Annotated in this window: 20 protein-coding genes and 1 tRNA gene; 1 reads left to right on the top strand and 20 read right to left on the bottom strand. The window is 38.6% G+C overall.

Annotated features, from left to right (window positions below; translation table 11 throughout):
- Positions 1–98: 98 nt before the first annotated feature.
- Genes DV63_RS16700 through DV63_RS16690 form a run of 3 tightly spaced genes read right to left on the bottom strand, consistent with a single transcriptional unit; the run spans position 99 to position 2518 of the window.
- Positions 99–1274 (bottom strand): replication-associated recombination protein A, encoded by a 1176-nt coding sequence (locus DV63_RS16700; protein WP_000060256.1) that lies wholly within the window; start codon positions 1272–1274, stop codon positions 99–101.
- Positions 1271–1642: a heat shock protein transcriptional repressor HspR gene (locus DV63_RS16695; RefSeq protein WP_000332999.1), complete on the bottom strand. Its 372-nt coding sequence runs from the start codon at positions 1640–1642 to the stop codon at positions 1271–1273. Before DV63_RS16695 ends, DV63_RS16700 begins: the two co-directional genes overlap by 4 nt.
- A 9-nt stretch (positions 1643–1651) precedes the next feature.
- Positions 1652–2518 (bottom strand): DnaJ C-terminal domain-containing protein, encoded by an 867-nt coding sequence (locus tag DV63_RS16690; RefSeq protein ID WP_000045809.1) that lies wholly within the window; start codon positions 2516–2518, stop codon positions 1652–1654.
- Positions 2519–2685: 167 nt separating this feature from the next.
- Between DV63_RS16690 and DV63_RS16685 the strand changes: the two genes are divergently transcribed.
- Positions 2686–3936 (top strand): hypothetical protein, encoded by a 1251-nt coding sequence (locus DV63_RS16685; protein WP_001199608.1) that lies wholly within the window; start codon positions 2686–2688, stop codon positions 3934–3936.
- 106 nt (positions 3937–4042) lie between these two features.
- On the opposite strand, the gene DV63_RS16680 is transcribed toward DV63_RS16685, so the two are convergent.
- The 17 genes from DV63_RS16680 to DV63_RS18580 form a co-directional block, all read right to left on the bottom strand.
- Complete coding sequence (locus tag DV63_RS16680) at positions 4043–4909, bottom strand: 5'-3' exonuclease (RefSeq protein WP_080220077.1); 867 nt, start codon at positions 4907–4909, stop codon at positions 4043–4045.
- A gap of 225 nt (positions 4910–5134) precedes the next feature.
- Entirely contained in the window at positions 5135–6031 is an 897-nt protein-coding gene (locus DV63_RS16675; protein ID WP_000697613.1) for an OriC activity response regulator, read from the bottom strand.
- Positions 6032–6052: 21 nt separating this feature from the next.
- A complete protein-coding gene (locus tag DV63_RS16670; protein WP_000053019.1) occupies positions 6053–7273 on the bottom strand; it encodes a bifunctional 2-C-methyl-D-erythritol 4-phosphate cytidylyltransferase/2-C-methyl-D-erythritol 2,4-cyclodiphosphate synthase in 1221 nt (406 codons plus the stop codon).
- A gap of 21 nt (positions 7274–7294) precedes the next feature.
- Positions 7295–8725 carry a Do family serine endopeptidase gene (locus DV63_RS16665; RefSeq protein WP_000976628.1) on the bottom strand — a complete coding sequence of 477 codons (1431 nt, stop codon included), beginning with the start codon at positions 8723–8725 and terminating at the stop codon, positions 7295–7297.
- 44 nt (positions 8726–8769) lie between these two features.
- On the bottom strand, positions 8770–10212 hold the full coding sequence (locus DV63_RS16660; protein ID WP_000370064.1) for an amino acid permease: 1443 nt from the start codon (positions 10210–10212) through the stop codon (positions 8770–8772).
- Between the two features lie 195 nt (positions 10213–10407).
- Positions 10408–10947: a CDP-diacylglycerol--glycerol-3-phosphate 3-phosphatidyltransferase gene (pgsA, locus tag DV63_RS16655; RefSeq protein WP_017179838.1), complete on the bottom strand. Its 540-nt coding sequence runs from the start codon at positions 10945–10947 to the stop codon at positions 10408–10410.
- Positions 10944–11552 (bottom strand): hypothetical protein, encoded by a 609-nt coding sequence (locus tag DV63_RS16650; RefSeq protein ID WP_001179551.1) that lies wholly within the window; start codon positions 11550–11552, stop codon positions 10944–10946. The genes pgsA and DV63_RS16650 overlap by 4 nt, the downstream gene beginning before the upstream one ends.
- 9 nt (positions 11553–11561) lie before the next feature.
- A complete protein-coding gene (locus tag DV63_RS16645) occupies positions 11562–12350 on the bottom strand; it encodes an enoyl-ACP reductase (RefSeq protein WP_001014521.1) in 789 nt (262 codons plus the stop codon).
- On the bottom strand, positions 12347–13249 hold the full coding sequence (dapA, locus tag DV63_RS16640; protein ID WP_001159602.1) for a 4-hydroxy-tetrahydrodipicolinate synthase: 903 nt from the start codon (positions 13247–13249) through the stop codon (positions 12347–12349). Before dapA ends, DV63_RS16645 begins: the two co-directional genes overlap by 4 nt.
- Before the next feature lie 14 nt (positions 13250–13263).
- Positions 13264–14598, bottom strand: coding sequence for a zinc protease PqqE (gene pqqE / locus DV63_RS16635; protein WP_000680241.1), 1335 nt, complete (start codon positions 14596–14598; stop codon positions 13264–13266).
- Positions 14595–15650, bottom strand: coding sequence for a quinone-dependent dihydroorotate dehydrogenase (locus tag DV63_RS16630; protein WP_000967061.1), 1056 nt, complete (start codon positions 15648–15650; stop codon positions 14595–14597). Before DV63_RS16630 ends, pqqE begins: the two co-directional genes overlap by 4 nt.
- A 36-nt stretch (positions 15651–15686) precedes the next feature.
- A complete protein-coding gene (locus tag DV63_RS16625) occupies positions 15687–17714 on the bottom strand; it encodes an RNA degradosome polyphosphate kinase (protein ID WP_001078703.1) in 2028 nt (675 codons plus the stop codon).
- Positions 17715–17807: 93 nt separating this feature from the next.
- Positions 17808–17885, bottom strand: a tRNA-Pro gene (locus tag DV63_RS16620).
- A 265-nt stretch (positions 17886–18150) separates the two neighbouring features.
- Entirely contained in the window at positions 18151–19380 is a 1230-nt protein-coding gene (locus DV63_RS16615) for a restriction endonuclease subunit S (RefSeq protein ID WP_000005955.1), read from the bottom strand.
- Entirely contained in the window at positions 19373–21004 is a 1632-nt protein-coding gene (locus DV63_RS16610) for an N-6 DNA methylase (RefSeq protein ID WP_001133411.1), read from the bottom strand. The genes DV63_RS16615 and DV63_RS16610 overlap by 8 nt, the downstream gene beginning before the upstream one ends.
- The gene (locus DV63_RS16605) at positions 20997–23624 is read right to left on the bottom strand and encodes a DEAD/DEAH box helicase family protein (protein ID WP_238554916.1); all 2628 of its coding nucleotides are present in this window, start codon (positions 23622–23624) and stop codon (positions 20997–20999) included. Before DV63_RS16605 ends, DV63_RS16610 begins: the two co-directional genes overlap by 8 nt.
- Complete coding sequence (locus DV63_RS18580; protein ID WP_020982490.1) at positions 23506–24141, bottom strand: type I restriction endonuclease; 636 nt, start codon at positions 24139–24141, stop codon at positions 23506–23508. The genes DV63_RS16605 and DV63_RS18580 overlap by 119 nt, the downstream gene beginning before the upstream one ends.
- Positions 24142–24148 lie beyond the last annotated feature (7 nt).

The raw sequence follows: 24148 nt of genomic DNA, 5'->3' as shown, positions 1-24148 counted from the left end.
ATGCGATGAAACATAGATAAAACTCATTATTATTTTAATCCAATCAAAAAATATTGATTTTTTATTACCATTGCCGCATTTTAATGTAACTGATAAGATCAATTTCTTATCTTATCAAGCCATTCTAAAAGGGTTTTTTCAAACCCTATGCCTTGAGAAGAAACCAAATCTAGGGGTTTTTCCAAATAATCTTGTTTGACATAGCCGTTATAATTGTGCGGGTAAAGGTAATCTTTAGCGTTAGGCAGCAGGTGTTTAGGAATAGGGTAGAGTGAGCCTTTTTGGACGCAATCCAAAGCCTGATTGATCGCTCTATAAGCCGTGTTAGATTTGGGCGAACAAGCCAAATAAATCACGCATTGGCTTAAAATGATGCGCGCTTCAGGGTAGCCGATTTGTTTGACTGAAAACAAGCAAGAAGCGGCTAAATTAAGGGCGTTTGGGTTAGCGTTACCAATATCTTCGCTCGCAAAAATCACCAGCCTTCTGGCGATAAATTCTGGGTTTTCCCCGCCAGCAATCAAGCGTGCCAGATAATAAATGGAGGCGTTTTCATCGCTCCCTCTTAAAGATTTGATTAACGCGCTAGTGAGGTTATAATGCGTATCATCGCTATAAGATCCGTCATTTAGGCTATGGGGCCGTAAGGATTTGAGCGTTTTTAAAGTGATAGGATTTTCTATTTTAGCGCTCAAATCTAAAAGGTTTAATAACGCTCTGGCATCGCCAGCGCTGTTGTTTAAAAGATAGGTTTTAGCGCCAGGTTCTATTTGTTTTTTGAGCAATGTTAAAGCTTTAATACAAAGCTTGTCTAAATCGCTCTTTTTTAGGGGGGTTAATTCAAAAATAAAACTTCTTGAGCGGATCGCATGGCTTAGGCTGTAATTAGGATCTTGCGTGCTAGCCCCTAAGATTAAAGCGTGATCTTTTTCCATAATGGGGAGTAAAAATTCTTGTTGGGTTTTATTCAATCTGTGGGTTTCATCAATAAAAACAACGGGCTTTAAAAGGGTGTTTTGGTAATTTTTAAGCTTAAGGCGTAAATCATCTAGCTTAAAATCCGTCGCATTAAATAAAAGAATGGGGCGCTCTAGCATGCGAGCGATGATTTGAGCCAGGCTTGTTTTACCCACGCCAGGAGGGCCATAAAAAAAGGCATGGGGGAAGTGTTTGGATTGTAGGGCTTTAAATAAGGGGGTGTCTTTCCCTATTAAATGCTCTTGGCCTAAAAAATCTTCTAGGCTTGTGGGGTTTAAAAGCGAAGTCAGGCTCATTTTTTAAATAAAATCAATTCGTAAAAATTCGTAGGGGTGTTTAAATTTTTCGTTGGGGTTTTGGTGTTTTTAGAGTGTTTTTGCAGAGCGTCTTGCAATTCTTTATTGAGATTGTCTAATTCATCAAGCTTTTCTTTTAAACGCAAGATAATATCCACGCCCGCTAGATTAACCCCCATATCCCTTGTAAGGCGTAAAATCGTTTTGATTTTGTCCATGTCTCGTTGGGAATACAAGCGCATTTTCCCATCAGTCCTGCTAGGCTCTATCAAACCCTCTTTTTCATACTGGCGCAAGGTTTGAGGGTGCACGCCTAAGATTTTAGCCACGACGCTGATCAAATAAAGCGGTTCATCATAATCGCACACGATTCCTCCTTACAATTCTTTTTCTAATAACGCTTTCAACTCATTAGAAAGCGTTTCAGTTTTAGGCAAAATCAAACGAGCTTGCAAATACAAATCCCCCACATGCGAAGTTTTTCTGTTTTTGATCCCTTTTTCTTTAATGCGGAATTTTTGCATCGCTTTGGTGTTAGGGGGAATGGTTAGGGTTAAGGTTTTATGCCAAGTAGCGATTTCAATTTTCCCTCCAAAAAGAGCCGTCTTTAAGGGTAAATCAAAGATTTGGATAATATCGTCTTTCTCACGCCTGTAAATTCCATCTTCTTCAATATGGATCTGCAAGAGCAAATCGCCCCTGCCCGTTCGCCCCGTTTTCCCCTTGTTGCGAACCCTGATTTTTTCGCTCTCTTCCACGCCGATAGGGATTTTAAGGCTAAAAGTCTCATTATTGATGCTCACTTGTTTTTTATTGCCTAAAAGGGTGTCTAAAACAGAGACATTTAAAGTGGCGGTCATGTCTAAATCTTCAGGGGCGAAATTGGAAAAATTAAAGCCAGAAAAGCCTTGCGAGTTTTGAGAAAATCTTTGCGAAAAGCCTCCTTTCCCAAAAATAGAGCTTAAAATATCGTCCAAATCTTCACTGGCGCTACGGCTTTTTGCAAAATCGCTGAAATTCTGCCCGCCAAACATGTTATCGCCAAACTGATCGTATTGGCGGCGTTTTTCTTCGTCGCTTAAAATTTCATAAGCGGCGTTGATTTCTTTGAATTTTTCTTCGGCTTCTTTGGTTTTATTCAAATCCGGGTGGTATTGTCTGGCTAAACGGCGGTAGGATTTTTTGATTTCATCTTGGCTAGCGTTTTCGCTCACGTTTAAAGTTTGGTATAAACTCTTGCTCATGAATCACCTTTAAAATAGTTTTATTAGAATACTATCATAAATCTTTAGTGTTAGTCAATCAAGTTTATTGATAATGCTTTTAGGTAATGGAGATTTTAAACCCGTTTCAGCGCAATTAAAAGGAATTTTAACTAAAATATGGAGTTCAAATCCACGATGAGTTTTTAATGCAATATAAGAAAAATAAGAAAAGATATTATTATTTAGCGTTATGGATCCTTTTTTTAAATGGTCTGTCTTTGAAAGCTTTAGAAATCGCAGTCAAACCTTTTGGCTATCTGGGGCTATTGTATAATCAAGGGGCGCAAAAAAACCCTCACAGCTATGTGGGGGCTTTAGCACGCCTTGGGGTGGATTTTTCTTATAGCAACGGGTGGTCCTTTGGCATTGGAGCGATTGGAGCTTGGAATATTTATAACAAACAGCGTTTAGCCAACCTTTACATCAGTCTGGGGAATTTTTTTGGTAGTTCTAAAAACGTTAGACCTTATTTGAGCGCTGGCGATGTTTCAGATGCGTATATTCAATACACTAACCAGCGTTTTAAAATAGCTTTGGGGCGTTTCAATACCGATTTTGTGGATTTTGATTGGATAGGGGGCAATATTCAAGGGGTCTCTGTGGCTTTTAAGCAAAATTCCATGCGTTATTTTGGGATTTTTATGGATAGCATGCTTTATAATGGGCATCAAATCAACAAAGAGCAAGGGAAACGGATCGCTACTTCCCTAAACGCTCTAGCGTCTTATGACCCTGTGTCTAAACGCTTGTATGTGGGGGGGGAAGTGTTTGTTTTGGGCGCAGAATACAGGAATGAAAATATTAAAGTGGTTCCTTTTATTTTAACGGACACCCGCTTGCCTTTGCCCACTCAAAATGTTTTAGTGCAAGTGGGGGGTAAGTTGGAGTATGACGCTTCTTTAGCTAAGGGTTTCACTTCGCGCACTCTAGTGCATGGCATGTATCAATACGGCAACACTGATAGTGCCACCAACGCTAAAAATGCCGGCTTGTTTTTGATCGATCAAACTTTTAAATACAAAATTTTTAATTTTGGGACGGGTTTTTATATCGTTCCGGCAAGAAACAATAAGGGCTATCTATGGACTTTTAATGACAGGACCAAATTCTATGGCCGCGGGATCAACGCGCCCGGCGTGCCAGCGATTTATTTCGCTAACTCCAGCGTTTCAGGCTATGTTTTTTTAGGGCTTAAGACTAAAAGGGTGCGTTTAGACGCGATGGTGGCTTTTGGGGATTACCAAGAATATTCTTTAATGAGCAGTTTTAGGGTTTGGACTCATAGGAGTTTGTCTTTTGATATGGGTGGGGGGTATGTGTATGCTTATAATTCTAAAGCCACGAGAAAAAGTCTTGGAAATAGTTCTTTTGTCTTTTTTGGGAAGTTTTTGTTTTAAAAAATACCATTTTTACAATCAATGGTGAAAGGCTCGCCAAAAGCAAGCGATAAAGCAAGCGGTAATTTCTTTTTTTAAAAAATCAACCTTAAAAGAAGTTTTTGTTTCAAGAAATTCTTTTAAAATCAGGTCTTTGGGGTTTTTTAGGGAAAAAAGTTTTTTCAAACTCAGGCTCCCATAGTTTGATCACGCCATGGCGGGTCATCTGGTGCATATTGACCAAACGCATGTTTAAAAGAGCCTTTTCTTTAGCTTCGCTGTCGCTCAAATCTTCTTTAATTTTGAACGCTTGAATGATCTGCTCCCACAGCTCATGCTCTTTAGCGTCTTCGTTTAAAAAATCTTTATAGTTGAAGTCGCCAATCCCTTTAACCCCTTTAATATTATCCCCCTTATCCCCCACAACGCACTGATAATAAGCAAAAAAATGAGCCTCTTTTTGACTCACATTAAAAAAAGCGTTGGTTTTGAGATTGAAATGAGAGCCTCTGTTGGAATACAAAATATCCTTATCCATGCTGGCTATCACATAATTGTTGGGGTCTTTCTTTTTGTAAAAAGAGATAATATCATCGGCTTCATATTCAAAACAATGTTCGCCCTGGATTCTAGCCCCTTTTTTTAGGGGGTATTTTTCCACTAAAGCGATTTTTAGAGCTTTTAAAAGAGATCTAAAATCGTCATCAAATTGGTGGCGTTTTTGTTTGTAATGATCGCACAGCTGGTAGCGGAAACTCTCTCTGCCCCTAGTGATAAAAAAAAGCGTTTTAGAGCAATGGGTTTTACGCATGATAGATAAAATTTGAGTGGTGAGAAAGATAATGCCCACTTCTTGCAGGCTGTAAGCAGCGAATCTTTTAGGGAGCGTTTTATTAGAGAGCAAACGCCTAACAATATTAGGGATAACACAATCAATGTCTAGTAAAAGGGTTTTTGAATGTGCAAACCTTGCTTTATTAAACGGTTGTCTAATGGTTAATCCTTAAGTTGAATTTCTCTTTTTTAAAAGTTAAACTATTATAGTAAATATATAGCAAATAATAAGTTATTTTAATAATAATTAACTCTATTCTCATTAAATACACTAAATTTTGAGAGGTTACCGCCTGCTTTAGCTCTTTTGATTGTCAAAACGCTTTGGGCATTTTCACATTTGATGATCAAATGCCCAATAAAAACAGAGCTTAAGGGTTTTCTTTTATTTGCGCGGTAAGTTATACTTCCGGCGTTTTTCCCAAAGGCTTTTGCGGCTAATGCCAAGCTTGTTGGCCAATTCTGTATCGGTGCAAGTAGAAGAAAAATGCCTGATCGCTTCTTTTTCATATTCTTGAATGGAAAGGAAAGTCGTGTGGTTGCTGAACAAAGATAGGGGGTTATTGCCGCACTCAATCCTCACAATTTTAGGAAATTCTAGGGGTTCTTTATGGGTATAGGACAAAACAATAGGGCATGAACGGGCCAATTCTAACAATTTCAATTGCTCATCTTTTTTAAGCTCTTCTAAATGCATGATGTAAAAAGGGCGTTCCAGTTTGTCTTTATTCTTGTATAGTTCTTTCCAAGTGGTATCCTTTAAAGAGAAAAAAGAAAAATCCGTTTGCCTTTCTTTAGCGTATTGCAATAAATAAGCGTTCGCAAGCTCTTGAGAGGGCGTGTGGATGATGAAGGGCGGTCGGTAAGAAAAATCTTTAGGCAAGGGCAATTCCGCATGGATAAAGTCTAAGTAATTTTCATAAAATCCCAAGCGAGCGGTCATTTCTTGGTAGGCTTTGTGGTATTGGATCTTACGCAACAACTCATCCATTTTAAAAGGTTTTAGAATATAATCCCTCGCTCCCGCTTGAATGGGTTTATTCACGCCATCTTCATTGACATGCGAAGCCATCATGATAATGATTTGCTTGGAATTATAACGCACAAAGTGTTCGCAACGCCCTTGAGTGCAAACTTTAGAAGAAACCAAAATCACATCATAAGGCTCTTTATTTTCTTCTGAAATGCTAGAGATGATCTCGCAAAAATGCCCTAAATCACGCAAATTATGCGAGATACTCCTGGCTAGCGCTAAATTGTCTTCAATGATTAAGATTTTCATCAATCCTTCCTTTTATCACGTTTAAAGTTTTTGTTGATAACGCATGCTCACATGCGCTTGGACTAACAGCCCTTCTTGTTTGCCAATGAACCCCATTTTTTCCATTGTAGTGGCTTTCAAGCTGATTTGAGATTTTTCTAAACCCAAAAGTTGGCTCAAATTCTCTAAAATCGCCGGTTTGTAAGGAGTGATTTTAGGGATTTCGCTAAAGATAGTCGCTCCCATTTCAAACAATTCAAACCCAATGCTTTGAGAAAAATCCAACACGATTTTTAAAAGCTCTCTAGAAGAGGCGTTTTTGTATTTGGGGTTATTATCAGGGAACCATTCGCCAATATCCCCCCCTTTAATCGCTCCTAAAATCGCATCAATAACCGCATGCAACAAAGCATCGCCATCGCTATGGGCCTTTAACCCAAATTCGCAATCCAAAACAACCCCCCCTAAAACCATAGGTTTATCTTTAATGAACGCATGCGTATCAAAGCCCATGCCTATAAAAGTGTCTTTTGCCGGGTTGAAAAAGAACGCAAAATGCTTCAAATCATCACTCGTGGTGAGCTTGTGCAAATCCTTACTGCCTTCAATATAGCTCACACGATTAGGGAAAGCTTGTAAAATCGCGCTGCTTTCATCTTTAAAATCCCCTCGATTTAGGGCTGATTGGAGCGTTTTGGTGTGGCTTAATTGCGGGGTTTGAATGAGTTTGATCGCTTCTCTGTCTAAAGTCTCGTTATAATAGATCGCTGTGTCATAGCAAGGCAAGTAAGGAGCGATGCAATAATGGCTGGTTTGTTGGAGGGTTAAAAACAAACTTTTGAGCGCCTCAATATTGGCTAAACCCCTAGCCACATCGCTGGTGAGCGTGTAAGCGCTATCAATCATTTTTAAAGCGTTACGCACGGATTCTTGCCTTGATGCCCCGCCTTTTACAAGCTTGATTTCAGGGTAATGGCGTTTGATATAAAGATAATCCAATCCGCTTACAACTAGAATGATTTCTTTAAAGTCTAGGGCTTCTTTAAAACTCTCATAAACGCTGAGCCATAAGGGGGTGTGGTTAGAGCGCAACCATTGTTTTTTGATCGTTTGAGAAAAACGCTTAGATTCCCCAGCGGCCAATAAAACAACGCTCGTTTGCTTAACAAGAATCTCTAGCGTTTCTTTAGTTTCAAAAGGGTCTTCTTCCAAACTTTCTAAAGAGAGTTTAAAAGCTTTCCCATTCACTCTAATCAAAGACATGCGACCAACAACCCACCTCTATCATTTCACCAAAATGATCCTATAACCTTGATTCAAATCTAAAACTAAGAATCGTTTGGGTTTGCCTTTATACTTTTCTAAAGCATGGTTAAAATCCGCAACGCTTTTGACTTCAATCTCTTCAATTTTTGTGATAATGTTGCCTTGCCTGAAGCCAGCTTGCTCTGCTGGGGAATTTTCATTCACTTGAGAGACTAAAACCCCTTGAACATCATCGCTCAAACGCATAGACCTTTTGGTTTTTTGAGTTAAATCTTCTACTTGAAGCCCGTTCAATTGGCCTTGCGCGCCGTTTTGAGCAGAAATGGTTTCTTTTTTGTTAGGGTTTTTCCTTTCAGCAAGAGTGAGGGTGAAGGCGCGTTCTTTTTTGTCTCTAATGACTTTTAAAGTTACTCTTTGGTTGGGTAGCATAGAACCGATTAGATTTCTTAATTCGTTCGTGTTTTTAACCTTTTTCCCATTGACTTCAGTGATCAAATCCCACACCAAAATCCCTGCTTTTTTAGCCGGAGAGTCTTTTTCTACGCTAATGACTACCGCCCCTTCTTTATTGTCATAAGAATTTTGCAAATCGCCGCTCAAATCTTGCAAGCCCACGCCCAAGTAACCTCTTTCAATCTTACCGGTTTTGATGAGCTGGGTTACAATATCTTTAACCATGTTAGAAGGGATGGCAAAGCCAATGCCATGGTTGCCGCCGGTTTTAGAGATAATAGCGGTATTGATCCCCACTAACCCTCCACGGCTGTCAATTAAAGCGCCACCGGAATTTCCAGGATTGATGGAAGCGTCTGTTTGAATGAAATTCTCATAGCTGTTGATCCCTATCCCGCTTTTATTGAGCGCTGAAACAATGCCTTGCGTAACGCTTTCACCCACGCCAAAAGGGTTACCAATCGCAAAAACCAAATCGCCCACTAAAATATCATTAGAGTCAGAGAATTTGATCGTGGGCAAGTTGTCTTTAGTGATGCGAATCACGGCTAAATCGCTTTCAGAATCAGTGCCTACTAAAGTAGCGGAATACTCTTTATTGCTCCCTGGAATGGTCACTTTAATCTTATCTGCGCCATCAATCACATGGTTATTGGTTACGATATAGCCATCTTTAGAAATGATGACGCCGCTGCCTAAAGCCCTTTCCATTCTTTCTTTAGGGATCATGCCGCCCAAATCCCCAAAAAATTGTTGGAAAAAGGGGTCATTAAACACACCGCCACCTATAAAATTGTTTTTAATCTTTTTTTCAGTAGAGATATTCACCACCGCTTTAATCGAATCCTTAATAGAATCGTGGTAAGAATAGATCGTATCGTCTTTAGAGGGGACACTCACTCGCTCTTTAACTTTGGGCATGTTTTGGATTTGGATATTGCCCGCATTCAAGCTTAACGCTAAAGCCAAAGAGATAAAAAGGGTTTTTTTCATCATGGTTACTTCCTTAAAATTTGCTAAACTTCAAAATTAAAAAGAGATTATATCAAATCTTTTTTGTTATTTTCATTAGTTTTTTGTGTAAAATAGTATCCAATGTAACACACAATAGCAAAAACAATCGTTAAAATCATCCCAATGCGTTGATCCTTATCCATAGCCGAACCAATCACGCCGATGGCACAACCGGTGATCCCTATGAGTTGCAAAAAGGGTAGAAAGGGGGCTTTATAAGGCAAATCCTCTAAAGAATGCCCGGCTTTTAAGTATTGCTTGCGGAAAGAATATTGCGAAACAGACACGCTAACCCACACAATAATCACCGTGAAACTGATCACATTAATCAAAGCTTCCACGACATTTTCTTTGGCATAAATTTGGACTAAAAGCCCTATGAGGGAAAAAGAAAGGGAAAAAAACATTGCATAAGTGGGCGTGCCTTGTCGGTTGAGTTTGGAAAAAACCTTAAAAAACATCTTTTGTTTGGACAGCCCATAAATCATGCGACTCGCTCCATAAAGCCCTGAATTAGCGGTAGAAAACATCGCCGTAATGATAACAGCGTTCATTATATCAGCCACATAAGGGATACCCATGCCAATAAAAGGCAAATTAATGCGTTCTAAAACGCTCACAAAAGGGCTTTGCGTGATAGAAGAATCGTTCATGGGTAAAAAAACAGAAATGACAAACACCGAGCCTAAAAAGAAAAAGACAATCCGCCACAAAGTCGCTTTAATCGCTTTGGGCATCACTTCGCTAGCGTTTTTAGTCTCTCCTACAGCCACCCCAATCACCTCTGTGCCAGTGAAAGCAAAAATGACAGCGAGCATCGCGCTAAAAACCGCTGCGCTCCCGTTGGGGAAAAACCCTTTATCGCCAAAATTGAAATTATCAAAAATAGAACTAAACCCATGCAAATAGATTTGATAAATGATCCCAATCGCGCCAATGCCTATAAAAGCGATCACTGCTAAAACTTTAATCAGGCTAAAGAAAAACTCGCCCTCGGCAAAAATTTTAACCGAAAAAAAGTTCAATAAAAAAACTAACGCAGTGCATAAAATAACCCAATAATGGATAGGAATATCAGCAAACCAGCGTTGCATGAGCATGCCTATAGCGATGTATTCTAACGCCACTGTGATCACCCAGCCAAGCCAATACATCCAAAAAACCATATAGCCCGTGCCAGGGCCTATGAATTTAGCCGCATAATCCCCAAAACTGCCCGTAGTGGGATAAACGCTAGCCAATTCGCCCAAAGAGAGCATGATGCAATAAACCACAAGCCCTCCAAAACAATAAGCGATCAAGGTCCCTAAAGGGCCAGCGTTCGCAATATTACCTCCAGTGCCTACAAAAAGCCCTGTGCCAATCGCTCCCCCAAAGGCAATCATTAAGAGATGGCGCATTTTCATGTCTCTTTTAAGCTCGCCTTGTTTTTGCGTGGTATTTTGATGCGTTATCTTTTGATTGTCCATGCGACACCTCCTTAGATTGAAAATAAAAATAGCTTGAATTATAACAAAAATAAAATAAAATGATTTTTTTTAATTGAATATTGAAAATAAAATTTAAAAAAACGAAAGAATGCTAAAGTTAATGTTTGTCAATATTTGATGAGAGCAAAGTTTTAAGGTGTTTTTTAAAGAACGCTAAAAACTTCTTCTAAAACATTAAGATTTATAATATTTAATCGTGTAATCTATCCCTGAATAAAGGGTTAAAAAAACCGCTACAGCCACAAGCGCATAAGAGTAAGTTAAATCAGCCAATAAAGCGCCAACCGCTACGACTTGAGAAACGGTTTTATACTTGCCTAACGCATTGACAGGAATATCCTTTTTTTCATTAGCGGCTAAGACTCTAAGCCCTGAAATAAAAAATTCACGCCCTAAAATCACAAACGGGATCCACGCGTTCACCCGATCCAAATGGACTAACCCTAAAAACGCGCTCAAAATAAGGATTTTATCCGCTAAAGGATCAAAGATTTCCCCAAAGCGCGATTTGGCTTTATAGCTTCTGGCGATGTAGCCGTCCAATAAATCCGTGAGCGCGGCAAATAAAAAAACCAATGAAGAGATCATGTTAATGTGAAAGGGGGTTAAAAAACTAAAATAAGTGCGCGTGTTTAACAATAAAAATAATAAAAACAAGGATAAGATAATGCGTAAAATCGTCAAAAAATTAGGCAGGAGTTTTAAAACTTTCATGCTTTCAAAAAGACTTGTGAAAAATTCAAAAACGCGCGCCCTAAAAAGCCAAGCGCCACACACATTAAAACCACAGCGATCGTTAAAAAAATGATAACTAACGCTTGCGCTAAAATCCCTAAAAGAGCCAACATGAAACTAAAAAGCAACAACCTAAACCCGCTTAAAAAAAACCTTTCTTGCGTGTAAAGGCTCAATTCTCTATAGAGTTTGTGCAAATAAAAGATAGAAACGCCATTACCGATTAGCGAAAGAGCGTTACTGGCGTTAGGGATAAGATAGCTTAAAAGGGCGCATAAAATCACCGCCAAAAAACTGAAAGCAAAATTTTCAAAAAAACTCAGATGGCGTGTGATTTTAGAAAGCCTGTAAAAACCAATTGCTCCAGCAATAAACCCAAGCGCGCACAAAAAAAGAGACAATAAAACGATATAAGCTAGTTGATGGTTGAAGAGGTTAGAAATTTGAAGTGATTTCGCTCCGCTTGACACAAGAAAAAGCACTAAAAGAATAGCCCCACACAAAGGGGCGAAAAAATAGCACAACAAGCATTTTTTAATGAATTGCAACTCTTTGTTTTGGTGGATGTGGATGATGTTTTGCAAGAAAAATCTTTATTTAAAAGTAGTCCCGCCATCTACAACGATCGTTTGCCCTGTAAGCCAACCGCTTTGGGTTTCATCGCATAAAAAATAAGCCGCTCCGGCTAGATCGTTAGGATTGCCCATGCGTTTTAGGGGTGATTGCTCTTCTACTTTTTCTTTAATCTCCACATAATCAGGGAAGGCTTTCAAAGCGTCCGTATCAATAGGCCCGCCACTCACCGCATTCACTCTAATGTTAAACTCGCCTAAATCAATGGCAGCGTATTTGACCATGGTTTCTACGGCGTTTTTAGAGTTGCCATGCCCGGCGTAATTAGGCATATAGACCAAATTCCCAGTAGAGCTTAAGCTCACGATCGCCCCACCGCCTATTTTTTGCATGCGTTTTGCCGCTTCTTGAGCCCCAACCACAAACGCTAACACAGTGGCTGTGTAAATATTGTTTAACCCCTTAGGTTTTAATCGCATAAACGGCGCGAATCCGCCCACGACAGAACGCCCATAAATAATAGCGTTAGAAATAAAAAAATCTACTCTGTCAAAATCAGCGTCAATTTGCTTGAAAAGCTCTGTGTATTGCTCAGGCTCTAAAACATTAAGGGGGTAGGCTTTGGCTTTAATGGAATATTTTTGCTCCACATCTTCTATGATTTTGTTGGATTCTTCAACATTTTTATTGTAAGTGAAAGCGATATTCACGCCGCTTTGAGCGAATCGATACAATATCGCCTTGCCAATCCCTCTAGTCGCGCCGCTGATCACTAGGGTTTTATTTTTCATGTGATTGGAACCATTCATGCAATTACCTCATATTGTTGTAAAGTTTTTTCTAAAAGTTGAATCGTTTCTTTGCTTGGGGCCACTAAAGGCAGTCTGTAGCTTGGGTTTTCAATCAAGCCGGCTAAATGCATAGCCATTTTAATAGGGATGGGATTGGTTTCTACAAAAAGGGCTTGGTGCAAATGAAAAAGCTTATTTTGGATTTCTAGGGCTTGTTGGTATTCAAGTTTGAGCGCGCAATTGACCATTTGTGAAATCAAATTAGGCATTAAATTACCGGTCACTGAAACCACGCCGCACCCCCCTGAAAACATGATAGAGTGGTTGAGTGAATCTTCCCCGCTAAAAATTTTAAAATCTTTTTCATAATAATGCAATTCTGTTACCCTTTTCAAAGAGCCAGACGCTTCTTTAATGGCTTGAATGTTAGGGACTTCTCTAAAAAGTTTGAGAGCGGTTGGAACTTCAATAGACACGCCTGTTCGGCTTGGCACATCATAAAGCATGACAGGGATTTCCACCGATTGAGCGATCGTTTTATAATGTTCGAACAATCCTTGTTGGGTGGGGCGGTTATAATAAGGGCTTACGCATAAAATCGCATCCGCGCCGATTTTTTGAGCGAACTTTGCTAAAGAAAGGGACTCGCTCGTGGCGTTACTGCCCACGCCGGCTAACACTTTCATGCGCGAATTGGAGAGCGTTTTAGTGTTTTTGCAAGTTTCTATGGCGATTTCAATGCAACGCATATGCTCTTTATGGGTGAGCGTGGCGGATTCTCCTGTCGTGCCAACAGGCACGCATGCGTCCATGCCCTGAAAAATTTGGCGCTTGATCAAGGCTTCATAAGCGACCTCATCAACGCTCAAATCTCTTTTAAAAGGCGTAACTAACGCGCTAGATGAATGAAATTGCATGTTATAAGGCTCTTTTAAGGTTTCAAAAACACGGTGGTTGATTGGGTGTCTTTAAAATATTCATTAGCCACACGCACCAAATCGCTCACTTTTAAATCCAAAAATTGTCGCTGATAATCCGTCAAGCCTTGAATATCGTTTTGCACTAAATAGTCCGCAAAAAGCCCCGCAACATCGCTAGAACTTTCTAAATTAGAAATAAAGTCAGCTTTTTGATTGATTTTGATCTTGTCTAACTCAGCTTGAGTGATTTCGCCTTTTTTAAGCTTTTCTAAAAGTGCTACGATTTCTTTTTGTAAGGCTTCGGCTTTGACATTAGGATTACCCCCCGCAATGAATAAAAACACGCTTTCATCTTGTAATTGCATGTTGTGCGAGAAGGCTTGAGAAGCCAGGCGTTTTTTATCCACTAATTCGCTTTGCAACCACGAGCTTTTACCTTCACCTAAAAGCTTGCTTAACGCATCTAAAGCGACTTGATCTTTATGCTTGAAAGCAGGCACTTTATACCCAAGAGCCACCCATTCTAAATGGACCCCATCTTTATGCACCACTGCTGTTCTGGCTCCATCTTGCTTAGGCTCTTTCATGTAAGGGTTGGGGATGGCTTTTTCATCAAGGTTTTTTAAGGATTCAAAATGCTTTTTACTCAATTCAAAAACCTTTTGGGAATTGACATCGCCCACCACTAAAATAATAGCGTTTTTAGGCTGATAATAGAGCGAATGGAACTTTTTAATGTCTTTTAAAGTCCAGTTTTGAATATCGTCCATAAAACCAATGGGTGTCCAATGGTAGGGGTGATAGATGTAAGCGGTGTTAAAAAAGCGGAAATAAAGCATGCCGATAGGGGAATTATCGGTGCGCCATCGCCTTTCTTCAGCGACCACTTGACGCTCAGGCAAAAACTCATCTTCTTTTAAATTCAAAGAACCCATGGTTTCAGCGAACAATTCTAAAGACTTATCCAAGTTGGCTTGACTGGTTTTAATGAAATAGCGTGTAATATCAAAGCTCGTAGAAGCGTTACTCACGCCCCCAAAACGCTTAACGATTTTATCAAATTCGCCGGCTTTAAGGTTTTTGGTGCTTTTAAAATTCAAATGCTCTAACATGTGAGCGATCCCGCTCTTGCCCATGGTTTCGTTTCTAGAGCCGACTTTATAAAGCACATCCACTTCTATAACCCCGGTTTTATTTTCTAGGGGGACGCTTACGACTTGCAACCCATTTTTTAAGGTAACGCTCTCATGTTTGGGTAGGTAAGATTGTGCGTGCATGCTCGCTCCTAAAGTGACTAACAAGACAGAACTAAGCCTCAAAAGTCTTTTAACAGAAAAATGTTTCATCTTAAATCCGCTCCTATAGCCTCTTTAACGCTTAAAAATCCATCTTTTTGGAGTAATTTTACCAAATCTTTAAGAATATTTTGGCATAAATTTGGTCCATTGTAAATAAAAGCGCTATAAATTTGTAACAGACTCGCTCCCATTTTAATCCTTTCATAAGCTTCTTTGGCACCGCTAATCCCCCCCACAGAAACAAGAACGCTTTTATTAAAAAAAGCTTTAGCCAGTTCTTTAAAGATTTCACGGCTTTTTTTAGTCAAGCATTTCCCGCTCAAGCCCCCCATTTCTTTAGGAGCGAATACCAGGCTTTTATCAATAGTGGTGTTAGTTGCAATAATCCCATGCGCTCCGGCTTCAATAGCGCTATTGACAATTTCTAGCATGCTGTCTGTTTCTAAATCCGGGGCGATTTTTAAAAATAAAGGCTTAGGGGTCATTTCTTTCGCCATGCAAAAAAGCTCATTCACAAACGTTTTGTTTTGTAAATCCCTTAAATTAGGGGTGTTGGGCGAAGAAAGGTTGAATGTGTAATAATCGCCAATGTTTAAACATTTATTTAAAACCGCCTTGTAATCTTCTAGGGCATGCGCTTGTTCTATGTGTTTGTTTTTGCCTAAATTGATGCCAATAGGGGTTTTATAAGGGGCGAAGTGCTTAAACGATCTAACCCCTAAAATCGCCCCGTAATTATTAAACCCCATCGCATTTTGTAAGGATTCTTCTTCAATGTGCCTGAAAAGCCTTGGTTTTTCATTCCCCACTTGCGCTTCATTGGTGAGAGTGCCTGCTTCCAAATAGCCAAACCCAAAAGCAATTAACGCCCTGAGCATGGAGATATTTTTATCAAAACCAGCAGCTAATCCTAAAGGGTTAGGGAAATGCAAGCCTAAAATTTCATTTTCAAGCTTTGGGTTTTTATAACCCCATTGAGAATGAATCAAACTACACAAAAAGGGCGATGAAGAAAGCATTCTTAAAACTTTACAAACTTTTTCATGCGCGTCTTCAGCGTCTAGGCTAAAAAGATATTTTTTTAATAACGAATAAAGCATTTAAATCCTTATCTTTTATGGTTTGAACGATAACCTTTAAAAGGTTTTAAGGGCTTGTTTTTCAAAATAATCCTGCGAATTTAAAGGATCGTTAGGGTTTGAAACTTTAGCGTAACGGCCTTTAGAATTCAACTCGTAGCGTTTTAAGGTGTCTTTTAGTTGGATTTCTAAAACATGCAACAATTTATTAGCGATCTTTGGGTTTGTGGCCGGGACAAGCAATTCCACACGCCTTTCTAAATTTCTGGGCATTAAATCCGCGCTAGAAAAATAAATATTTTCATGTTTAAAGTAATAAATGCGCGCATGTTCTAAATATTTCCCCACAATAGAATACACCCTGATATTTTCGCTCAAGCCCTTGACTTGGGGCTTTAAACAGCAAATCCCTCTAATAATAAGATCGATTTTAACCCCTTTTTGAGAGGCTTGATAGAGCCATTCAATGATTTCGCTATCCACTAGGGCGTTGGCTTTTAAAATGATATAGCCTTCTTGTTTGTGATTCATTTCATTTTGAATGAGTTCAATGATTTTAGGCTTGATCTGTTTGGGCGCCATAAAAAGCGTTTCTAGGGCACTATTAGTCGCGCTGCTAGTGAGCAAGGAATGGAAAAGCTTGATAATGTCGTTAGCGATTTCATTTTTAGCGCTAAAAAAACTCACATCGGTATAGATTTTAGCGCTCAAAGGGTTGTAATTGCCCGTGCTTAAATGGGTGAAATGGCGTAATTGGTTGTCTGTTTTTTTAGTGATTACCAGCATTTTAGCATGCACTTTGAGTTTGAAAACGCCATAAACGACTAACGCGCCCGCTCTTTCTAAAGCTTTTGCCCAATGCAGATTGCTTTCTTCATCAAAGCGCGCTTTTAATTCCACTAAAACGCTCACTTGAATCTTGCTCGCCGCTTCAATTAAGGCTTTGACAATGGGGGAATGCTTGCCCACACGATAAAGCGTCATTTTGATAGAAAGGGTGGTTGGATCGCTAGCGGCTTGCTCTATTAAATCAATCACAGGCTCAAAACTTTCATAAGGATGGAACAGCAACAGATCTTGTTTTTCTATGGATTTAAAAAGATCGTTTTCATTGAAATGAGGGTGGATTTTGGGCGTGAAATTGGGCGATTTGAGCGCTTTAAAATCGCTATGATTGACTAATTCCCACAAATCCCCTAAATTGAGCATGATTGCGCTTTTATAGGCATGCATGCCGGTGGGTTTGCGCTTTTTGTGAGAGTGGGTTTGAAAACTCCTTAAAGACGCTAAAAGGGTTTTTAAAAGCTCTTGACTCCCTTTTTGGGTTTGCAAGCGCACGATTTCGCCTTGATTCCTTTTCCTTAAACTCTTACTCATCAAATCCGCATAATCATGCGCTTCATCTTCAGTGATGGCAATATCCGCATCGCAAGTTACCCTAAACGCCATGCAATCTAAAATCTCATGCTCTAAAAACAATTCTTCTAAATGCGCTTCTACGATTTCTTCAGCCAGCACGAACAAGCCTTTTTCCAGCTCTACAAAACGGAAGATAAAAGAGGGGAGTTTGATGAGCGCATAGGAGGTGGTTTGGGTTTCTTTGTCTTTAATGCGGGCAAAAAGCGCGAAAGTCAAGTTCGCTAAAGGCGGGAAAGTGTGCGAAGAATCCAACTTAAAAGGCAAAACTAACGCATAAAGTTGCTCTTTAAAATAGGTTTTAGCCTTGGCTTTTTGCTCTAAATTCAATTCATTATAGGGGGTGATACAAAGCCCTTTTTTAAAGAGTAGGGCTTGGATTTTTTGGAATTCTAATTCCCTTTCTTCAATTTCATGCGCTAAATAATGCTTGATTTTTTCTAATTGTTCTTCAGGGCTTGCGCCATCAATGCCTTTAGAGGCGATTTTATGCTCATAGAGTTGTTTAAGCCCTGCCACTCTTATCATGTAAAATTCGTCTAAATTCGTGTCGTAAATGGCTAAAAATTTCAAGCGCTCTAATAAAGGCAAGCTCTCATCTTTGGCTTCGTTTAAAACCCTTGTGTTAAAAGCTAACCATGAAAGCTCTCGGTTAAAGAAACGATTCAACAGAAATCCTTTAAATCATCATGTTTAAAAATCAGTTTGTTTGGTGTGATTATATAATGAAATGATAGTAATTGAAGCTTTTTTAAAAAGTCATGGTCGGAGTAGCGGGATTCAAACCCACGACCTCACCCACCCCAAGGGTGCGCGCTAATCAGGCTGCGCCATACTCCGCAATCAAAAAGAGAGATTGTAGCGCGAGTTTTCTTAGTTATTGCTTATTTTTGGTTTTATGTTTGTTGTAGGTTAGACACAAAAACCTAAAAAATGCTAAAAGCATTTTTTAAAAATAAATAGTAAAGAGCTTGATTTTAATCAAGCGATAATTTTTTAAGGCGGTCTTGGGGGGTTAGGGGGATTTTAAGGGGGTTGTAGGGGAGAGTTATTTCAAAATACCCCCCCTATCCCCTTAAGGAAATGAGTTTTACTATAAGGTTTTTTATTCAGGTTTGACTTGTTGTTTTAGGAGTAGGGGGAGTAGGAAGTCTCTGAGCGCGGTTAGGGTTTGGGTTGCTTGGTTGTTTTTAATAATAGCTGTTATGATATTTTTTGCGATTTTTTCGTATTTTTGTAATAGATTAATAGGTGGTATGGGGAGCATTAAAGAATAAATATGATTTTCATTTAGTGATGATCTTGTAGATGCCATGCAAGCATTAGAAAGATATTTTTTTATAGGTTTTGAATTTAGATAACTGCGTATATATTCCTGCATGGATTGATTTAATACGCTAATTTTACTTAAGGCAACATTATAAGCCCCTTGAAGTCCAAAACGCACGGCTCCGGCCTCTCCGTATTTGTCTATCATGATATCATATTGATAACAAATCTTGTTATTTTTTGATATAGGAATATATGTAATATAATCATTAGAGCTATAATCTCTGTTTTGTATAAAACGAATGTAACCCTCTTTATGCTCGTATATATGACAACTTTTGGGTGGCTGACTTCCGGAAATCCAAGTTATTAATTCCCCCAGCGTTTTAACTTCAAAATCGTTGGGGATAAGGCGGTTTAATTCTTTAGAAAATTTCATTTTTCCGCCGCTGGTTTGATAGGGTTTGTTGTTTTCATCTAAAAAATCAAAACGAACGAAGTATTGCTCATAAAGAAGTTTTAGGATTTTGTGTAAAAGCTCATTGATTTTGTGGTTGTTCTCTATTTTTTGATCCAGGATAGAAAGCGTGCGGGCTATTTTTTGTTGTTCGTAATAAGTAGGGGGTATCTTAACTTTAAACAGACCTAAAGTAGCCCCTGAAACTTCTTTAAAAGTAGTTCCGCCCCCTATGTTAGAGATGTTATCCTTATGGTATTTGAGTAAGTAGTATAAAAATTCAAAATAAATTTTTTTGTTAGGGATAATGCTTTTAAAACCTTGATTGGTGCATAGCCTTTTTTTGGCAATAGCCACATAACCTATGGGAGCTCTTGAAGAAAATAAAATGGCATGTTTTGGGAGTAACACACAAGAGCATGATTTAAATCCTAAGCGTGAAATGCTGCGGCTGCCTTTTTTAATGTAACGCCCTTGTAAAGTGGATAAATCTTTAGGGGTAATCCAAGCAATTTTATTGCCGTAGTTTTTGGGGTTATTGGTAGATGGGGTAGCGCCACCGACTATTTTTCCTAAATCTTTTAAATAAAATGTTTGCCACTCACTCAAACCTAACCCCTTTTAAAGTTTCTAAAATTTCTTGTTGCAAGCTTTGGCTTTCATCAAAAAGGCTTGTGAGTTCGCTTGAATATTTTTGCATTAATTTTTCAAACTCTGCTTGGCTTATTTTCTCGCTGGTGTCTTCTATAATGAAATACTGCCCGGGGTTTAGAGAATAATTTTTTTCTACGATTTCATCAAAAGAAACCAGAGCGCAAAAATCCGCTTTTGGGGTTTTGTTTTGAAAAGTTTCTAAAATCAAATCAATATCGCTCTTTCTTAAGCGCGTTTTTTTGTTTTTGTTTTCGGTGTATTCTTCGCCGAGTTTGGAAGCGTCAATCAAAATGACTTCATTTGTGCTTGGCGTTTTTTTAAAAAAGATGATGCTCACATTCGTGCCGGTGTTGGCAAAAACCTGACTGGGCATGCAAACCACCCCATAAACGAGCCTTTCATCCACTAAATGCCTGACAATCTTATTTTCTATCCCGCTTTTAGCGCTAATGAATCCGGTTGGCACGATAATAGCCCCCTTACCCTTATCACTAAGCATGTTCAAGCAATGCTGGAAAAAGAGCGTGTAAATGGGCATTTTGTCTTTAGCGTTTTTGGGGATATTAGGCACGCCTAAGAAAAAATCGTTTTTGTTTTGCGAAATCTCGGCATGCTCGTTGGAAAAATCCAGCTTGAAAGGGGGGTTACTCACGATGTAATCCATTTTTCCTTTAAGGTCTTTAGAATGGTAGGGGTTGGTTAAAGTGTTTCCCTCAATGGCGTTTTCTAAAGAGTGGGTCAAGTCGTTTAAAATGAGGTTGAGTTTGAGCATTCTTAAGGATTTTTGCGAAATGTCTTGGGCATAAAGGGTGCAAGAATCCGTGCCTATTTGGTGGGCTAGCGCCATTAAAAGCGTTCCTGTGCCAGCGCTTGGGTCATAGATTTTGACGCTTTGAGTGGGTTCATTAATTAAAAGCTTAGCGATGATGCTAGCGATGCTTAAAGGGGTGTAGTATTCGGCGTATTTCCCTCCGCCGGCGTTATTGTAATCTTTGAGTAAGTATTCAAAAATGGGGGCGAAAAAATCATAGCCTTGTTGGTTTTGTAAGTTTAAAAAAGCTTGTTTGAAATTAAAATTTTTGAGTTTGTCTAGTAAAGCTCTTGCAAAATTAGCCCTTTTAGACTCTTCATTAATGTATTGTGAGACGCTTTCAAATAAGGCGATAGTGGTTTTATCCGTGCTTGTGGTGTTGAAAAGCTTGGCGTTATTACTGGAAATGCGATTGAAAATAGCGTCTAGTTTTAGGTGTAAATCGTTATCGTTAAAATGTTTTTCAAAAAGATAGCTTAAAAGATCATCATAAGAGAGTTTGGGGAGTCTTTTATCGGTTAAGGTAAGAAAGAAATCTTCTTTTTCTTCATCGTTAAAGTCTTTGTAATCTTGTATCGTTTGGTTAGGGAATTCTTGTTCAAAAAGGAATTCAAACTTATCGCATAAGAATTTATACAAAAAGCATTGCGTGATGATTTTGTATTCGTTGCCGTCGTTCCCTAAACCAAAACTCGTGCAAATGACTTTTAAATCATCAATGAGGCTTAGGGTGTCTTGTTTGATTTGCAATAAAGCGTTATTAGGCATGTAAATTTCCTTGATGATGGTTTTGCGTGAGGTTGTTAGAAAGGGTTTGAACGATAAGTTCTGTTTCTTTTTCTAAATCTTTTAAGGAGGGGTTTTTTTTGAAAACTTCCCTTAATTCTACTTTTATGGCATTTTCTAGGTAATCTTTGTCCTCTAAGATTTCTTGACGCTTAGAAATGCGCGCATCAAGAGCTTTTTTGAGCACGCTTAAAAGCGTGAAAATTCCCTTAGAAATGTTTTGTTCCATAAGGCGCTTATGAAGGCACTGATGCGTGATCACATAAGACAAATCATTATCGTATTTGCTTAATAAGTGAGTGGTTTGTTCTTTGTGTTGTTTGAGTTGTGAAACAAACGCGCTCAAGGAATGAGAAATTTCTTCAAAATTCTGGCTTGTTACGGGCGTTTGGAGTAGTTTTGAAAAGTCTTTGTAAAACTTTTGGATTTCTTTATCTTGTTGATCTGGGATTTTTTCTAAAATCTCTTTAGCTTGCTTTTGTTTGTTGGTAATTTCTTCTTGTTCTTTAAAGCGTAATTCTTTGCGTTCTTTAAACTCTATTTTAAAGTCTAAAAGAGCGATGAGGTCTTCTAAAATAATTAAATCGTTTGGGTTTTTAGGCTCATTGATGTTTTTTAACGCATGGAGGTGTTTGGCTTTTTGATGAAGCATTGAAGAGATTTTATGGATCTTTTCAATATCAATTTTTTCTTTTAATGAAAGGATTTTTTCATCATTAGAAGTGCGGATTAAATTGTAGCGCTCTTTGAGCGTGTTAATGGCTCGCGAGACTTTTAAAAGCTCGTCCATTTTGCTCATGCTGACAATGGCGCTAGTCATGTCCTCTATATTGTCAATGGGGTAATCAAAAAGATCGTCATAGGCGTTTTTAATGTCTTCTTCTAAAATCTTACGATCCGCAAACATGTCTTTGAGATTAGAATCGCTATTGGCACCGCTTTGGTTGAATTGGTTTAATTCTTTCAAGTAATCATCAGTCGTTTTGTCAAAATTTTCTTGAATCCCTACAAAATCTATAAGATAGCCAAAAGACATGTTGTTATAGGGGCGATTCACTCTGGCTAGGGCTTGGAGTAAATTGTGATCTTTTAATTCTCTGTGGATATAAAGGCGTTTGAGACTGGGTAAATCAAAGCCGGTTAAAAGCATGTTAAACACAAAGACTATATCCGTATCTCCATGTTTAAAAGAATAAATCTTTTCTTTGACTTCTTGTTCGTCATGCAAAATCAGACTGGATTTGAGTTTGTTTAAAATGTTTAAGTTAGGGTTTTCTTGAAAGACTTTTTCTTGAATTTCATTGAAAAGGAGATTAGCTAATTTGGCCTGCTTGCTTGAAGAACAAACCACCATCGCCTTTAAAGATTCATCATCGTTCAAACTCCTGAAATGCAATAAATCTCTAATGATATAAGAGAGCATTTCTTTAATGTATTTTTCATCATTAAAAATCGTTTCTTTTTTAACCTCTATGTCTTCAATAATGACGCTTTCTTGTAAAAGGCGATAGATTTCTTGTAGTTTTTCTTTGTAGCTCGCTTCAATGGTTTCTAACTGGAGTGTTAGGGTGTGTCCGTCTTTAATGGATTCGGTATAAGAATAGGTGTGTAAGTAGTTGCCAAAAGTTTTTTTAGTGGCTTTATCTTGCGTATTGTCTTCTAATAGGGGCGTGCCTGTGAGGGCGATTTTAATCGCTGTTTTGTCGCATTCTATCAAATTAGCGTAAAAACAACCTTTAGGGTCATAGCTTCTGTGGGCTTCATCTATGATAAACACCCTTTGTAAATCGCAGCTGTTTTGAATGGATTCTTGTAAGTCTTTTTTAGAAATGATTTCTTCAGGAGCGCTATTAGAGAGGTCTTCATTGGAGGCTTTTTCTTCATTGGGGGCTTTGAATTTTTGGATATTCACAACGATGATTTCATCATTCCCTTGAGGGTTTTCAAACACGCTAGAGCTTTTTAATTTTTGGCTCAAATCCTCTTTATTTTCTGCCTCATGCGCACAAAGGCCTCTTTTTAAAAACTCGTTTTTGGCCTGTTCTAATAAATCCAACCTATCCACAATAAAATAAAATTTAGTCTTTTTCCCTAGCGGGCTAAAAAAGTCTCTTATGAGTTTGGTTAAATGATAGGTTAAAGCGGTTTTACCGCTGCCTTGCGTGTGCCAAATGATGCCTTTTAGGGGGTCTTTGGGGTTTGGGTTAGTTCCATAATGTTTTTGTAATTCTTTTAAAACATTCAAGCTCGCAAACATCTGCGCGTAACGCCAAATGTGTTTTTTAAACTCCGATTTTTCTTGTAAGAAACTGATGCCGTATTTTAGGATAAAGCACAGCCTTTTTGGAGAGCAAAACGAAGTTAAAAGGGAGTTTGTGGGGGTGTCTTTAGGGCTTTTTAGGCAGTCGGTGTCTTTAAGGTTAAATTCGTTTAAGATTCTTTTTTGAATTTCTTCAAGCGATCTGTGGTTTTGATAGTCTTGATCATTTTGATGATTTTTTTCGGGGGGGGGTAATATCTGGCTTATGAGCTTCAATAAAGCGTTGGAAAATGGGGGAATAAGAAGCGCTATAAAACGCGCCTTGATCGGGGTTTTTTTCATCATAGGGCAAGTTATCGCTAAAGAGCCAAATTTGCGCAAGGTTATAAAAAACTTTGTTTTCGGGGTTTTTATAGCGTTTGATGTGGCGATCTCTTTCTTCTTTAATGCCTTGTTCGGCTAAAGGCTGTTTAACTTCTATATTCACCAAAGGCAAGCCATTGATAAAAAGGGTGATGTCAGGCCTAAAGGATTTATAGGGTAATTCAGCCATCATTTCATAAAGGTTGTTGTTAGGGTTGTCAAAGTCTATGATTTGATTCTCGCTTTTGAGCAAGTATTCATAAAAGCTTTTGCCCAAATCATCATAATTCAAGCGTTTTTTCATTTCAGCAAGCGAATCTTGTGCGTTTTTAGTGCGGTTTAACCGCTTAAACGCTTGAGTGAAACTATCTGTTAAGATATTAGTGTCCGTGTCTAGGTTGGGCTTATTTTCTTTAGAATTAATAAAATCATAGCCCAACTTGGCTAAATGCATTAAGGCAGGGACTTGAACCCTTGTGATTTCATTGTGCGGCATGAACACC

This window comes from Helicobacter pylori FD535, assembly GCF_000296015.2.
GTDB classification, from domain to species: Bacteria; Campylobacterota; Campylobacteria; order Campylobacterales; family Helicobacteraceae; genus Helicobacter; species Helicobacter pylori_CT.
The sequence above is the reverse complement of the archived record's forward strand: the minus strand, read 5'-3'. Positions and strand labels throughout refer to the sequence as shown.

Coding starts and splice junctions, on each gene's coding strand:
- DV63_RS16700 (WP_000060256.1), bottom strand. CDS start 1,274: ATGAGCCTGACTTCGCTTTTAAACCCCACAAGCCTAGAAGATTTTTTA.
- DV63_RS16690 (WP_000045809.1), bottom strand. CDS start 2,518: ATGAGCAAGAGTTTATACCAAACTTTAAACGTGAGCGAAAACGCTAGC.
- DV63_RS16685 (WP_001199608.1), top strand. CDS start 2,686: ATGCAATATAAGAAAAATAAGAAAAGATATTATTATTTAGCGTTATGG.
- DV63_RS16675 (WP_000697613.1), bottom strand. CDS start 6,031: ATGAAAATCTTAATCATTGAAGACAATTTAGCGCTAGCCAGGAGTATC.
- DV63_RS16670 (WP_000053019.1), bottom strand. CDS start 7,273: ATGTCTTTGATTAGAGTGAATGGGAAAGCTTTTAAACTCTCTTTAGAA.
- DV63_RS16665 (WP_000976628.1), bottom strand. CDS start 8,725: ATGATGAAAAAAACCCTTTTTATCTCTTTGGCTTTAGCGTTAAGCTTG.
- DV63_RS16660 (WP_000370064.1), bottom strand. CDS start 10,212: ATGGACAATCAAAAGATAACGCATCAAAATACCACGCAAAAACAAGGC.
- pgsA (WP_017179838.1), bottom strand. CDS start 10,947: ATGAAAGTTTTAAAACTCCTGCCTAATTTTTTGACGATTTTACGCATT.
- DV63_RS16645 (WP_001014521.1), bottom strand. CDS start 12,350: ATGAATGGTTCCAATCACATGAAAAATAAAACCCTAGTGATCAGCGGC.
- dapA (WP_001159602.1), bottom strand. CDS start 13,249: ATGCAATTTCATTCATCTAGCGCGTTAGTTACGCCTTTTAAAAGAGAT.
- pqqE (WP_000680241.1), bottom strand. CDS start 14,598: ATGAAACATTTTTCTGTTAAAAGACTTTTGAGGCTTAGTTCTGTCTTG.
- DV63_RS16630 (WP_000967061.1), bottom strand. CDS start 15,650: ATGCTTTATTCGTTATTAAAAAAATATCTTTTTAGCCTAGACGCTGAA.
- DV63_RS16610 (WP_001133411.1), bottom strand. CDS start 21,004: ATGCCTAATAACGCTTTATTGCAAATCAAACAAGACACCCTAAGCCTC.
- DV63_RS16605 (WP_238554916.1), bottom strand. CDS start 23,624: ATGAAAAAAACCCCGATCAAGGCGCGTTTTATAGCGCTTCTTATTCCC.
- DV63_RS18580 (WP_020982490.1), bottom strand. CDS start 24,141: ATGCCGCACAATGAAATCACAAGGGTTCAAGTCCCTGCCTTAATGCAT.